A 14,071-nucleotide genomic window follows, 5' to 3' on the forward strand; every position below is an offset into this window, starting at 1 on the left:
ATGGCTCTAGCCACGCTGATTCCGGCCTCCTTGCCGGCAAGCTCCATGGAAGCTGAAAACAAGATCACCCAGCTTTGTCTTGCAGGTTTTAAGACAGCCATGAATCAGGCCGGGAAAATCCCCCCTGAGGGGATGGGAGATTTCACCTGTGAGTGCTTTCTCAGGGAAATGAACCAGGGCAATTCAATTCAGTGGCAATCTCTGCTGAGCACGATTGAAGCGGCCCAGGAAACCTGCAAACAGAAGGCTGCAGAACGCTTCAAAATCTGAATTACATCAGCAATTGATCACGGCTTCACGCAGAAATTAAAGTGTCCATCGCTGAGCAGGGGAAGATGATCCGACACCCAGCCATCCACTCATCAACAAGCCCCGTCGGAAATCAGACACCGGTTTCGCATCTCTTTCCTGTCCAGGCTGTAGCGTGTGATGGCATCAGCTTCATCGTTCGGCTCTGATCGGCTCGCTCCCCCCGGCTTCAGCTTCTCGGCTACAGCATCAAGGACTTTCCAATTCGGACCACGGCTTCACTGATCAAATGTCCATCGGTCCCAACAGGAAATGACCATTTACATCGGCAATCTCTCCTTCCAGGCTGAGCAGGAAGACCTGCTTGACCTGTTCAGCCAGTACGGCGAAGTGAAGAGCGCCAGCCTTCCACTCGACAGAGAAACCGGTCGCAAGCGCGGCTTTGGCTTCGTTGAAATGAACACCGACGAGGACGAGCAGAAAGCAATCGACGACCTTCAAAACGTTGAATGGATGGGTCGAATGATCCGTGTCAACAAGGCCACACCTCGTGAGCGCGGTGGCGGTGGCGGCGGTCGCGGTGGTTATGGCGGCGGCGGCGGCCGCGATGGCGGTGGCGGCGGTTACGGCGGTGGTGGCGGAAATCGCTGGTGATTCATGCCTTGGAGCCGGCTCAGACAGCCGGCTCCTGCTCCAATCCATCCAGTCGCTGATCACGCATGAGAGCACGTCGCTTCAAACGATCACTCACGTTCAGTGGTTCCGTGTGCCCCCTTTCAGGCTGAAGGCTTGGGACTCTGCAACGCAGGACCTGCCGATGACGATGTGCCAGATACCGATGAAAGCGGTTCAGTGCGCGTGAACGGGTCATACAACCTCTTCGTTCTCTTTACGGTCTACCTCGGCTGTGACTTAAACCAAGCGTTCGCGCAAAACAAAAAAGCATTGAGTACATCAACACAGTGACATGCACTGGCATCACTGAGATAACACTTGCTCAGATCGGCCAAACGCTGTGACAGTGTCTTAGAAAGCCGCGGGTTTCCACCGAGGCGTGCATGCCGAAGATGCTGAGCTGCTGATTCCTGCTGCTGTTGTGGCCAATAGCTGCAGGAGTCTCGACCAGACCAGCCTCAACAAGGGCTTGCTATTGCGAAAACTTTAATATCAGCTGGCGCGATCTGCTGAAGGGGCGAGAAGCAGGATTTCACATTGTGGCCGAAGCACGCCTGCAAGCTCGCAAACATGCCCTGAGAGGCATCCACCCAACCAATTTCAACGCAAACAGCACCCCACACAGGTCCAAGCAGAGGACGAGCTCAGCCACATTCAGGGCGCCTACGCCTGGGAGCCTGAGTTGATAATTGCCGCCGAACGAGCTTTGACAGCAGTTGGTGGTAGACAGCAAGTTTGATTACTCATTAAAAGCTGTCCATTTCAGCCCAACTGCGCTCAGAGCTGCAGATATTTGGCGGCTGGTTTATGGGCTTTTTTTAGGGGTGGGGAATAGAAATAAAAAACCTTTCAATGCAGGGGCCTTTAAATGCATAAGCTGGGAATCGATAGTTACAGGTGGGTTGCTGAAATAATCAAAAATTTTGATTCTATCTGCGTTGCTCAAACCACCGGACAACGTCTTCCATTCATTGCCGCGCAGCTCATCCCGTTTTGAGTCGTCAACAGAAATTGCATCCCTGTCTTGAGCCATTACGACGACTGCATCAGAATTGGCCTTAAGCTTTTCTAGAAGACTGCTATTTTCTTTCACCTTCTCCAGGAAGGGCTTGAGTTCTTCTTCTAACATGGGTAGCAGCGCTGTTTAGCGGAATTTCTAGCAGGTTTTCAACTTGGCTGTTCATTCAGATCTGGCCTTTTTGACAACACAGAGCTTGCGTCCAATTTTGCTTATTCGTCTGAGGACCTACTGAACATCTCCAACCACCAAGAATAACTTCTAATTCTTTTTCACTGAGTTCATTAAGACTATCAGTGGTAAATTCGCATCCCTGCTCTTTTGCGATACCAATAACCTCATCAGGCGAATTCGCCATCTTCAATTTATCCTGGAGAGAGCTGTCCTCTTTGACTTTTTCCAAGAAAGTCTTGAGCTTCTCCAGAGACATCGGTGATTGGTCAGCACAGAAGACTTAGCCATGGCCAGCTACAGCGTCAGCCGTACTCAGGGCACCATCCGACCTGGTCCTGCCAGGTTGGCGACCAATGGCGACAGCGCTTGATCAGATGATCGCCTTGCTGGAGCTGCTGCCGCCTGAGGCTGCAGGCCACCATCGTTCTGCAGTAGCCATCCACGCCATAGGTGAAGTGCTGACAGGTGAGGCAAATACACGAGCCCTTCCAGCCCTGCAGCTCGCGCTCGTCAACGAAATCCCATTCCTCCATGCGCAGCCCACTCGACCTGGAAACAGTACACCTGTACTACTACCCAGAAGGGCGTTGACGCAACACGTTCAGCGATCTCTTATGGATCTCTTCAAAGGAATTGGGAATGCGCCAGGGAAGTCGCGGCCAAGACCCACAGGATCGTCAAATGCGCGTCTAGTGCCGCTTAGAGCCGAGCTGGGATCGTCGTAGAAACGATCTAGAAACCGTTGTAGAAAACCTCCTTTCGTCGTAATAAAAACCAGTCAGGGCTTGACAGGTGGCTCAACGCTTGAATGAAGCTGTGATCAGCCCGAGCGGATGCCTCATTCCAAGCCCCATGCCATTGAGCAGGCGCCTCTGATTCGTTTATTCCAGCATCTGCGCCCCTACCGCCGGAGGGTTTGGTGTGCTGCCAGCTGCTCGGTGATCAACAAAATCTTCGATCTGGCACCACCGGTACTGATCGCTCTCGCCGTGGATGTGGTTGTTCAGCAGGACACGTCCTGGCTTGCTCAACTTGGAGCCACAACGGTGTTGAGTCAGCTGATCGTGCTGGCGATACTGTCTTTCCTGGTCTGGACGGCTGAATCCTTTTTTGAGTATCTGTATGGCCTGCTCTGGCGAAACCTGGCCCAGAGCGCTCAACACAGCCTGCGCCTTGAGGCCTATGACCATCTCCAGAAACTGGAGATGGACTTCTTCGAACACGACAGCAGCGGACGGCTGCTCACGGTGCTCAACGATGACATCAATCAGCTTGAAAGATTTCTGAACCATGGCGCTAATGAGATCCTGCATCTCATCACAACAGTGCTGCTGGTAGGTGGTTTGATGACGGCGCTGGCACCAGGTGTGGCGCTCTTCGCCTTCCTGCCGATCCCAATCATTCTCTGGGGCTCGCTGAATTTCCAGAGCCGTCTTGCCCCACGCTACGGCGATGTACGCCGGCGAGCAGGAGACATGGCCTCAAGGCTCACCAACAACATTGGAGGCATGCTCACCATCAAAAGCTTTGCTCAAGAAGATTGGGAGCTTGAGCAGCTACGCCGGGAAAGTGATGCCTACAGGGAGTGCAACCGCCATGCCATCAGGATCTCGGCAGCTTTCATTCCGCTGATCCGTTTCGCCATTCTGTTTGCGTTCTTGGCAATCCTGCTGGTCGGTGGGGTGCAGGCCAGGAATGGCGTGATCGCAGTTGGGACCTACAGCTTTCTTGTCTTCATCACCCAGAGGTTGCTCTGGCCACTCACCACGCTTGGCCGCACACTGGATGACTACCAACGCTCCATGGCCTCAACCAATCGGGTGCTGGATCTGATCGACACACCGATCCAGATCGCGGGTGGAAGCCGCTGCCTCGCCGCAGACCAGGTGCGTGGAGACATCCGCTACGAGCTGGTCGATTTTGCCTATCGAAATCGACCAGCTCTCCTGAACAAATTCAACCTGACCATTCCCGCAGGAAAAACACTGGGAATTGTCGGAGCCACCGGTTCAGGCAAAAGCTCGCTGGTGAAACTCCTGCTGAGGCTGTATCCCCTCAATTCAGGGAAAATTTTCCTGGATGAAATCCCGATTGAGCAACTGCGACTCGATGATCTTCGGCGCTCCATCGCGCTTGTCAGTCAGGACGTCTATCTCTTTCACGGCAGCGTGGCTGAGAACATCGCCTATGGAGCACCGAACGCATCGCCGAAAGAGGTGCGTGCCGCCGCTCGAGAGGCAGAAGCGCTTGAGTTCATCCAGGCACTGCCGGAACAGTTCGACACCATCGTGGGAGAAAGAGGACAACGTCTCTCAGGAGGGCAGCGCCAACGCATCGCATTGGCGAGAGCGATCCTGAAGAACGCTCCTGTGTTGATCCTTGATGAAGCAACGGCTGCAGTCGACAACGACACCGAAGCGGCGATCCAGCGTTCACTGATGCGCATCACCGCGAACCGCACCACACTGGTGATTGCTCATCGACTCAGCACAGTTCGACATGCTGATCGCATCGTTGTCATGGATCACGGTTGCATCGTGGAAGACGGAAGCCATGAACAACTGCTGCATCAAGCCGGTGTTTACGCCGATCTCTGGCGCGTTCAGGCCGGACTTCGCCGCGATGAAGCACTGATCCTTTGATGCTCCACCAGCTCGCTGCGGCGTCACCGGGGTTCACTTCGCTGTCCCATCTGGCACATCAGCCATTGGGAAGCATGGCCTTGCTCGTGGCGCTGGCCATGCTGGTTCCGCCACTGTTCAGGCGAACAGGCCTTCCCGATCTCGTCGGACTGCTGCTCGCTGGCGTCCTGATGGGCCCCAGCGCTCTCAACCTTCTGCAGCCAGACGGTGAGACCCTTCAACTCGTCTCTGACATCGGCGCGATCTACCTCCTGTTCATTGTGGGATTGGAGATTGATCTCGATGAATTCAATCGAGTACGCAGTCGATCTCTGAAAATTGGAGTTCTCCATTTTGTCGGTGGCATGGCAACAGGGGGAGCCATCGGACTCCTGCTCGGCTACCCATTGGTTCCCTGCCTGCTGATCGGGAGCCTGATTGCAACGCATACCCCTTTGGGCTACCCAATCGTGCGTAGTTATGGAGCGCAGCGAGACGAGGCTGTCGTGGTCAGCGTGGGCAGCACCATTCTCACCGATATCGCCTCTCTGGTCGTACTCGCGATCGCCATCGGTCTTGGCAGGCACTCCTTTTCACTGACCAATTTGGCCGGCCTGATCGCCAGCGTCGCAATCTTTGCCGTGGCAGTCGTCGCCATCATTCGCAAGGTCGGACGCAGGATCTTCCGCGGAAGCGTCAACGACGAAAGTCGGATCTTCCTCACCATTTTGCTCATCCTGTTCATCGCTTCGCTTGGTGCGGAACTTGCCGGCGTCGAAAAAATCGTTGGGGCCTTTCTGGCTGGACTGGCGGTGAACTCCGTGCTGCCGGAGGGCAAGTCAAAACAGCAGGTGATTCTGGTTGGTGCGGCTCTGTTCATCCCCATCTTTTTCATTCACCTCGGCCTCCTGCTGGATCTGAGCAGCCTCAAAAACTCCATCACCCACTTTCAGCTGCCTCTCTTGATGGTGATCGGGGTGATCAGCTGCAAAGGGATAGTGAGCCTGATTGCCGGCCGGGCCTTCCGGTACAACGGCAATCAGATTGTGATGATGTGGTCGTTGGCCATGCCACAGGTTGCGGCCACACTGGCCACAGCATTCATTGGCTACGAGGCCGGATTGCTCGACCAGTCGGTGCTGAATGCGGTTCTGGCGATGATGGTGGTGACCGCAACCCTTGGACCAATCCTCACCGCACGATCCGTCAGGCAACTGGTGGAACCGAAATGGACAATGCGGAGCAGCAAAGAGCTTAGCGACGACACCTCATCAGACGATGACACCCCATTCGATGTGGTCAGCCGACCACTGACCATCGTCGTTCCGATCGCAAATCCTTCCACGGAACAGGGGCTGCTGAGCATTGCCTCTCGGCTGCTGAGCGGTGGTGCCGAATTGCAGGGTCAGTTGCTGCCCCTTGCTCTGGTGTGTCCCAGCCTTGAAGAAGCGCGAGGGGGCTTGAATCGTGCAGTGGCATCTGCCAGAGAACGACTGTCCCAGGCTGCGGCTATCGGCAGGCAGCTGCAGGTCAAAACCCGCTGCCTGCTGCGGCTGGATGAAGACATCGCAGGCGGAATGAGTCGCAGCGCACTGGAGCAGGGTGCTGATCTGTTGATGATTGGAGCGGGACGACCGGACAAGGTGAGGCGCTGGTTCTTCGGTGACCTCGTGGACGGTGTCTGCCGCACCGCACACTGCCCAGTTGTGGTGGTCAACCTGGCTGACCGTCCGATCGAAACGCTTCAACGAATTCTTGTTCCAATCAAAGATCTCTCCGCCAGCGCTCGCGAACAGTTTGAACTCGCCCAGCGGATTCTCGCGAGCCAATCCAGCGAACAGGGCCTGATCACACTGCTGCACATCTGTGATCCTCGGCTCAATCGATCGGAACGAATCCGGATCAAACATGAGCTGCGTCGGTGGCAACCTCGCAACAGCATGGGCGCCGTCATTCGCATTCAGCTCGCGTCCGGGCCAGGGGTTGAAGCCAAGATCGAACTCAGCAGCCGCGATCACGATCTGGTGATACTGCGCTCTCAGCGCCGTCAGGTCGCAGGCTTGCCCATCCCAGCAAGTGATCGAACCAGCAATCTGGTGTCTGTGCTGAATTGCGCTTCGATGGTGATCAGCGAACCCCTGACCTGAACCAAGCCAACCAAGCAAGGAATCATTAAGAAATTGAGATTTTGGGCTTAAAATGCGCCAATGGATGAAGCGAGGAAAGTTCGGCCAAAAACCCTGATCCTGTCAGCCATCGTTGGGTTGACGGGCGGTTTTTTACTGGCGATTCCCCTCAGCCGCTCGCTCATACCTGAATCCGAAGCTCCCCTGCTGCTTCCTGTCAGCAACCCTTTTTCAGCCTGGTCCGTCTTCGATAACCGCGAGATTCTTGTGCTCGGGGTTGATGATGGTGGCGGCAATACCGATGCGATCTTCACGTTGAAGGTGGAAGGAGGCCGCACCTCCATCACTCAGATTCCAAGAGACAGCTTCATTGATTCCCACAGCTTCGGGCCTGTCAAAGCCAATGCTCTTTATGCCTACGGGGGGCATGAAGCGGTGAAGGCTGAGCTATCAAGGCTGATGGGTCGACCGATCGACCATCACATCCTTGTGAACCTCAATGGGATCCGCACACTCAGTGATCTGGTGGGCGGCGTTGAAGTCGATGTCCCCAAACGCCTTTATTACCGCGACAACAGTCAGGGCCTGCTGATCGATCTGCAACCTGGACCTCAGCTGCTCAAAGGTCGAGATCTTGAGGGTTTCCTGCGCTGGAGACACGATGAGGAAGGTGACCTGGGTCGTCTGGCGCGTCAGCAGCTCGTGCTGAAAAGCCTATTCAGCCGACTCACCCGGCCTGAACATCTGGTGAAACTGCCCGCTCTAATCAAAGAAGCCGGCAACAATCTTGAGACCGATCTCGGTGCCATGGAGCTGGGCGGATTAATCACAGCGATGGGTCTGACAGAACTGGAAACCGAGCGTCTTGATGCACGTCCCTTCTACAGAAACGGCATCAGTTATCTCGATACGGCATGGCCTGCACAACAGAGCGGTGGTGATGCCAGCGAATCCAGCAGCTGGCGCTACCGCTTCCTCTACTGAGCCAACGACGAGACTTCATCGCCTAAGGCGTCCACAATGGCGACGCCGGCGGTTGTATCTGTGGACAGGAATCTGCTGCGACAGAGCCTCAGGCTCGGGTTAAGCATCCTGATCACGTGTGCCATCGCTCAACACTTTCAACGGATTGCTTATCTCTGGTATCCGCTTCTGGCCGTTAATATTGTCGTTGACGACCAGGACGAGAACAGCCTGAGAGCTGCGCGTGGACGCATCCTCGGAACTGTGAGCGGTGGTTTGGTCACCTTTCTGGTCCATTCGATCATGACCGGCTGGATCGGCATCCTGGTGAGCCTGTTGATCACGATTCCGCTGCTGCGGCGGTTTGGTTGGGCCAGTGGGATGTCCACAGCCGTGACAGTCAGCGTGATGTTTCTGGGCATTCACAGCTATTCCACGCTGAGCTGGGACTACGTGTTCAACCGCAGCATCGACACGCTGGTGGGAATCATTGTGGCCCTGGTGATGGGTCGTCTGCTCTGGCCGAAGAACCGTCTGGCTCGGATGCAGAACCTGCACGATCAGCTCACCGACCTTCTGCAAACAAGGATCGAGGCCCACAGTCTTGCGCTGCAGGGCATGGGTTCTCCTCCACCTGAAATCCAGCCTGCAGTGATCACGAACAAGCTTCTGGAGCTGCAGCGTCTGATCAATGTGGAGCTGAGTCTGGGGCCTCGTCATGTACAGCGACTGGATCGCGACCACTGGCGCCAGTGCCTCAGTTTGTGGCGCTGCCAACAGGTGCGTTGGCTACTCGTGGAACGGCTGATTGAGCGGCTTCACCGGGACAAGGGGAGCGAATATCTCCCTGCACTTGGCAGATACCTGGCTGAACGACCAGCACCCCGACGTCGACTGGATCTGAACGGCTGCGATGAAGGGTTGTCGTTACCCCAACGGATCGCTCTTGAAGAACAGGTGACCCGCTTCCGACGTGTGCTGACCTGCCAGCAACTGCTCAATGCCGAGCGAGCATCATGAGCGTCCCCGCAAAACAAACCAATCGCTGGATCCTGCGATCCGACCTTCGACTCGCCCTGGTGACGGGTCTGGGTGCAGGCTTCGGATTGCTGAACTCTGTTCCTTTCGGCTACTACGTGCCTCTTTGCACAGCCGCGGTTCTGTCGGGAAGCTACGGCAACTCAATGAAGCTGAGTATTCAGCGCATCCTCGGGTCGGTGATGGGTGTGGTGATCGTGTTGCTCTTCTCTCGCGGTCTTGAACTTCCTCTACCCCTTGGGCTCGGTCTGGCCCTCGCCAGCGTTCGTCTGCTCGGAGGTGCTCTGGGATTGCAGGTGGGTTACAAAGTCGCCGGCAACATCGTGATCATGGGCTGGCTGGTCCACAGCGCAGAGGAATCAATCTGGGGCATGTCGCGCCTGTTCTGGACAGCCTTCGGCATCGCGCTGTCGCTGTGGGCGACCCGCTACGTCTGGCCCAGCGGCACGATTCCGTCGCTTCACAGGCAGTTCGCCCGATTCATCGACGAACTGATCCAAGAATTTGAGTTGGAGAAACAACGGCTGGAGGAGGAAACTCCCACCCGAATCTCAATGACCAATCGCAGAGACAGACGCACCGAGATCCTGCAACAGCTCAATGCCCTGAGACAGCAACGCGACCAGGCCCAGGTGGAACTGGGCCTGAATCCGGAGAACCACCCGCTGCACCAGCTGTGGACAGCACTTGACTTACTGATCTCGCAGCTGATTTCAGTGCTGGATGGCTTGCGAGGACTGCCGGCACCAATACAGTCACCACCGAGCATCAAGGCGCTTCATCTCGAAGAGGCGGACGTTCTCAAGCATCAGATCAACCTTCTTACAGCCCTGTCCGGAAACCTGCGCCAGCCCGATCTAGCCGAGAAGCAGTGCCTCGATCTGCAAGCCCTGATGGTGATGAACAGAGATCTAGAAGCGGTGGCCGAACAGCTGACGAAGAACCTCGAATTGCATGCTGGACGCAAGGGCAAGGAGGCAGACATCTCCCCAGAGCGGATGCGACAGATCGTTCTGCGCTCATCCCTGATCGAGCATGGAGCTTCCGTCATGCACGACTGCCTGCCGGGAATGGCCAGATCGAAGCCTGTCACTTCAACTCGCTGAAGTTGTTGTACGGCGTCAGGATCAAGGCCCTCAAGGACAACAGGCTCATCCCTTGATCAGGTCGTTCATCAGGGGTTCATTTCTGATCCCGATTGTTGGCCTGCTGATGCCGGCGGCCTCTAAAGCCACTCCGGATGCAGGAGCTCCAGCCCGCCTCAATTACGGCGGCAACACCTATCAGCTCGAACGCAGCTGGAGCCAACTGAACCAACAACTCGACAGCCTGGACACGCTGTTGGGCCCTGCTCCAGATCTTGATGATTCGGACAACCTGAAGGCGCCGGAACTCCCGTCCAACCTCATGGACGCCAACCGACCGGCCGAAGATGCGCTCAGCCAGGACGACAGCCTTCCAGATCCAACCCTCAGCCTTCCTGGACTGGCTGATCAAAGCTCCACGGTGAAATCCGTGAGCCTGCAACAGGCGATCGCGATTGCCTTCCGCAACAATCCCGAGCTTCAGATTCAACGGGAACAGATTGCTGCTCAGGGCGCCACGGTCGCCTCGCTCTCAGGGGCTTACTGGCCCACCATCAGTGTGTTTGCCGATCTAGAGGGTTTCCAGAGCGGCAGCACCACCTTTTCGCCTTATGGCAACAACAACTTCGGATTTGGTCCTCTGTTCGCCAAAAAAGGCCAGAGCACCAATTTCGCGGTCCTCGAAAACGACGACAAAAAGATCAGCGGAACGGACGGCCCCTTCTACATACCTGCAGGAGGTGGGTTGTATGCCGACTCCAATGGCGTTGACTCACAGGCGGGCCTGCAACTCAACTACGCGCTGATCGACTTCGCCCGCACACCAAGGGTCCGCTCCGCCGATGCCAAGCTTCAGCAGTTCAAACAGCAGTACGCCAACCAGCTCCGAGCTCTGCAACTCGAGATCAGTGAGGCTTACTACCAGCTTCAGCTGAATGAGCAGTTGGTGCGCATCCGTGATGCGGTGGTGCGAACCGACCTGATCGTGCTGGAAGACACGCTCAATCTCAAACAGGCAGGGCTTGTGCCGCGAGTGGATCTTTTGCGCCGCAATGCAACCCTCGCCACCGATCAGGAGGAACTGATCCAGGCGCTGGCTGATCGAGCTGTTGCAAGAAGAGCGTTATGGACCCTGTTGAATCTGCCCGCCGATGTGATTCCCAGTGCAGGCGATGCAATCGGGCTGGCCCCGGCCTGGCCGCTGAGTCTTGAACAGTCCTTGTTAGCCGCCTACGACAGCAACCCCGAGCTCGATGCGATCCTCGCCACACGTCGGGCCCTGGCATTGCAGCAGGACGAAACTGCAGCTCAGCTGCTGCCCAAGCTGAGCCTGTTCGCCTCCGTGGGAGGCATGGCATCGGTGGAGCGCACCTTCAACTTCTCTGTGATGGACGCATGCTGCGGTGGCACGTTTTTCCCCCTGGAGCAGGTGGCGGGATACGACTGGTCGGTTGGACTCGCGTTCAACTGGATGATCTTCAATGCTGGTGCAACGGCGAATGCCGTGAAAGCTCTTTCACTGCAGGAGCAGGCAGCAAGCCAGTCGTACGCCGCCACCCGCAACACCATCCGGCTTCGCCTCGAACGGGCTTTCCTCAATCATGAAGCAAGTCTTGCCAAGCTGGTTTCTGCGCGGCGCGCAGTGGGAGCAAGCAAGGAAGCCTTCCGGGACAGCACACTCCGCTACAAAACAGGACTCACCAATGAAGTGGATCTCTCGGTGACTCAGACACAGCTGGTTGATTCACTGGTCAACCGCCTGATCGCAACTGTGGACGTGAATGTGACCTACGCCCAGCTGCTGCGCGAACTACTGCCCATGCCAACAGATCCTGATACAACGGTTCCTACGGAACTAACTCTGGAGGGGTTCTCAATGCATGAACTGAATCAACCCTGACCAGCCGAACATCTGGGAATCAGAATTGAAAACCGGCGCTGAGCGAATACTGGCTTGTCTTCCAACTGACAGCAGATTTGATGATTCATTGAATCCCGTTATGTCTGCTCAACTGCGCTCAATCGTGCCAAGCCTTGAAGGCGAATCAAAGGGATTTGGGATCCGTTCTAAGCATTGAGCTGCCCTGGGAAGGCTCTGGATTGCTCTTCTGGAAGGGTGGTTGACCAGTACTGAAGCAATAGCCATGGCCAGCTAGAGCGTCACCCGTACTCCGGGAAACATTCGGCCTTGGTCCTGAAACCGTACCTTCAGGGGCGGCTCTTGCCCTATCGAGAAACTTTCTACAGGAATAAACCAAGATCATCGATCCCGGAGTCGCCCATGGATGCTGATCTGATCAGGTGTGAATACCAAGGCTGTCAGTGCATCGTTCCAACGGCGAAAGCTGTGATGAGCAACGGCAAAGCCTTCTGCTCTGAAGCCTGCGCCGATGGACGCGGCTGCGAATGTCATCGGGGATGGTGCCCCTCAGCCATGGTGATCTGAAACGAACAGAACCCAACCCCAACCGTCAGCTGATCTCGCCTCTTTGCTGAACTCAACCCACCGAAACGGGCGCAGTTCTTATTCGGCATGGAGCACATCTGAGAAACAGCGCTGCCGTACTACTTATCAGCGGGTCTGGACGACCACCACCGCTCGATGCGGTAGCCGAAAATAACGAGGAACACAACAAGCCAGAACCACAATTCAGGTGGATTGGCATTGAGCAGAACGATCAGCAGAACCAGTTCTGAAACCAGCCAGGGAAGTTCCTGACGCAGAAGGGGACGGAGTGACATGGCCAAGTCAGAACTTCATTGAGGGGTCCCGGGCTGCCGCAGGAACGGCAGATCCCAGATGCGATCGATACGGAATGTGCGGAACCCACCGGTGAGCGAACGCAACCCGGGAATGATGTAAGTGACCGGAGAGCGCCACTCCACATAGGCGAACGTATCCACGGTGAGACCCTCGCGGATCGGGAAGACTCCACTGCCCTGCGAAAGCGTCCATCGGTAGCCGTCGTCAGTGCGGGGGTGACGGTCGAGCTCGATTTCAGCACGCATCACGGGACCGTTTTCGACAAGCGCTTCGGCCAACTGGTTGTTGCCGATGGTGGTGGAGATGTCTTCCTGCGTGGCGGGAAGGGTGAGCACACTGCGCACCTTGCCAACAATCCCCCCAAAACGACCGCGCTGATTCCAGAGGGGCACAACCTCCACCGGCAAGCCAATCGGAAGTCGACGGGCATCCGCAGGCGAGAAATACGAAACAGCGATCAGATCACCTCCGGTTTTGCTTTCGCCCTTCGGAGGTCTGGTGTTACGGCCAATGGTGCCCAGACGATCACCAAGCTTGACCGTCTGCCCCTGAATGACCTGCAGGTCAAGCACCGTGCCACTGCGCACCGCAGTCACATTGCCGTCAAAGGCGATTCTGGCCTCCATGACCTTGATCTCCCGCTTGAGATCATCGATCTGAAAGCGTCGATCTAGCTTTTCAGACTCGATGTTGAGCTTGATCTGCTGAAAATCGGTGATCTGGTCTTTGCGCTGAATCTTGATGTCATCCAGCTGGACACTTGTCGTGGTGAGGCCCTGTTCCGCAGACACCACCTCCTGGGCCAATGGAGCCACCACCTCCCGTCTCGCCAACCAGTTGAGGTTGTCGAGCTTGCTGTTGTAAGTCGCCTGAAGCCGGGACAGACGCTTTTCATCGTCGTCCAGCTTGGCCAGAGTTGTATCAAGAGCCAGCTTGGCTGTGCGGATACGCAGAGCATCCCGCTCATCCAGTTCCGCGTTCTGACGCACCAATTGACGCAGATTCCCCTTCTGCTGATCGAGCTTCCGTTCCAGCACAGGCAGATACAGAGTCATCAGCACCTGACCCTTGCCCACACCCTCGCCAACCTCGGTGTTGATGCTCAAGACCTGGCCAGCGGCCCTGGCATTGAGAATCCCAGCATTATCGGGATAGATCAGAACGCCACGGCCTTCCACTTCAGTGGGCACCGGCCAGAACAGAAGCCATACGCCAAACAGCGCACCCACCCCGGCCAGTGAGGCACCGACCTGCTGATGGTCGGTGAGGCCGTTCCATCGGCCTCGAAGACGCTCAACGCGGGAAGACGTGGTCATGCACGCCATCTTGCTGGCGGTGAACTGTCACTGTCGGTGCCG

15 protein-coding genes are annotated in these 14,071 nt (G+C 56.3%); 9 read left to right on the plus strand and 6 right to left on the minus strand.

Features of this window, described 5'->3' with window-relative positions:
• Both SIB58_RS09005 and SIB58_RS09010 read left to right on the plus strand, forming a co-directional pair.
• Positions 1–270, plus strand: coding sequence for a hypothetical protein (locus SIB58_RS09005; protein WP_066905566.1), 270 nt, complete (start codon positions 1–3; stop codon positions 268–270).
• 291 nt (positions 271–561) lie between these two features.
• Positions 562–903: an RNA recognition motif domain-containing protein gene (locus SIB58_RS09010; protein ID WP_067325211.1), complete on the plus strand. Its 342-nt coding sequence runs from the start codon at positions 562–564 to the stop codon at positions 901–903.
• A 19-nt stretch (positions 904–922) separates the two neighbouring features.
• On the opposite strand, the gene SIB58_RS09015 is transcribed toward SIB58_RS09010, so the two are convergent.
• The 4 genes from SIB58_RS09015 to SIB58_RS09030 form a co-directional block, all read right to left on the minus strand.
• A complete protein-coding gene (locus SIB58_RS09015; RefSeq protein ID WP_067325208.1) occupies positions 923–1,120 on the minus strand; it encodes a hypothetical protein in 198 nt (65 codons plus the stop codon).
• Between the two features lie 609 nt (positions 1,121–1,729).
• The gene (locus SIB58_RS09020; RefSeq protein ID WP_067325205.1) at positions 1,730–2,053 is read right to left on the minus strand and encodes a Nif11 family protein; all 324 of its coding nucleotides are present in this window, start codon (positions 2,051–2,053) and stop codon (positions 1,730–1,732) included.
• A 55-nt stretch (positions 2,054–2,108) separates the two neighbouring features.
• Positions 2,109–2,372, minus strand: coding sequence for a Nif11-like leader peptide family natural product precursor (locus SIB58_RS09025; protein ID WP_067325202.1), 264 nt, complete (start codon positions 2,370–2,372; stop codon positions 2,109–2,111).
• Positions 2,373–2,418: 46 nt separating this feature from the next.
• A complete protein-coding gene (locus SIB58_RS09030; protein WP_066912490.1) occupies positions 2,419–2,649 on the minus strand; it encodes a hypothetical protein in 231 nt (76 codons plus the stop codon).
• 300 nt (positions 2,650–2,949) lie between these two features.
• On the opposite strand from SIB58_RS09030, the gene SIB58_RS09035 reads away from it, so the two are divergent.
• The 7 genes from SIB58_RS09035 (at position 2,950) to SIB58_RS09065 (ending at position 12,395) form a co-directional block, all read left to right on the plus strand.
• On the plus strand, positions 2,950–4,758 hold the full coding sequence (locus SIB58_RS09035; RefSeq protein WP_066912488.1) for an ABC transporter ATP-binding protein: 1,809 nt from the start codon (positions 2,950–2,952) through the stop codon (positions 4,756–4,758).
• Positions 4,758–6,884, plus strand: coding sequence for a cation:proton antiporter (locus SIB58_RS09040; RefSeq protein WP_067325199.1), 2,127 nt, complete (start codon positions 4,758–4,760; stop codon positions 6,882–6,884). Before SIB58_RS09035 ends, SIB58_RS09040 begins: the two co-directional genes overlap by 1 nt.
• 60 nt (positions 6,885–6,944) lie before the next feature.
• Positions 6,945–7,847 carry an LCP family protein gene (locus SIB58_RS09045; protein WP_066912482.1) on the plus strand — a complete coding sequence of 301 codons (903 nt, stop codon included), beginning with the start codon at positions 6,945–6,947 and terminating at the stop codon, positions 7,845–7,847.
• 36 nt (positions 7,848–7,883) lie between these two features.
• Positions 7,884–8,846 carry an FUSC family protein gene (locus tag SIB58_RS09050; RefSeq protein WP_067325196.1) on the plus strand — a complete coding sequence of 321 codons (963 nt, stop codon included), beginning with the start codon at positions 7,884–7,886 and terminating at the stop codon, positions 8,844–8,846.
• Positions 8,843–9,970 carry an FUSC family protein gene (locus SIB58_RS09055; protein ID WP_066912478.1) on the plus strand — a complete coding sequence of 376 codons (1,128 nt, stop codon included), beginning with the start codon at positions 8,843–8,845 and terminating at the stop codon, positions 9,968–9,970. Before SIB58_RS09050 ends, SIB58_RS09055 begins: the two co-directional genes overlap by 4 nt.
• Complete coding sequence (locus tag SIB58_RS09060; RefSeq protein ID WP_231857215.1) at positions 9,900–11,849, plus strand: TolC family protein; 1,950 nt, start codon at positions 9,900–9,902, stop codon at positions 11,847–11,849. Before SIB58_RS09055 ends, SIB58_RS09060 begins: the two co-directional genes overlap by 71 nt.
• Positions 11,850–12,299: 450 nt before the next feature.
• Entirely contained in the window at positions 12,300–12,395 is a 96-nt protein-coding gene (locus tag SIB58_RS09065) for a hypothetical protein (RefSeq protein WP_231857216.1), read from the plus strand.
• A gap of 119 nt (positions 12,396–12,514) precedes the next feature.
• Here the strand turns inward: SIB58_RS09065 and SIB58_RS09070 are convergent, their stop codons facing one another.
• Together SIB58_RS09070 and SIB58_RS09075 are read right to left on the minus strand one after the other, a co-directional pair.
• The gene (locus tag SIB58_RS09070; RefSeq protein WP_197461060.1) at positions 12,515–12,691 is read right to left on the minus strand and encodes a hypothetical protein; all 177 of its coding nucleotides are present in this window, start codon (positions 12,689–12,691) and stop codon (positions 12,515–12,517) included.
• A gap of 15 nt (positions 12,692–12,706) precedes the next feature.
• On the minus strand, positions 12,707–14,029 hold the full coding sequence (locus SIB58_RS09075) for an NHLP bacteriocin system secretion protein (RefSeq protein ID WP_066912275.1): 1,323 nt from the start codon (positions 14,027–14,029) through the stop codon (positions 12,707–12,709).
• Positions 14,030–14,071 lie beyond the last annotated feature (42 nt).

The sequence above is a fragment of the Synechococcus sp. MIT S9504 genome (assembly GCF_047497135.1).
GTDB lineage: Bacteria > Cyanobacteriota > Cyanobacteriia > PCC-6307 > Cyanobiaceae > Synechococcus_C.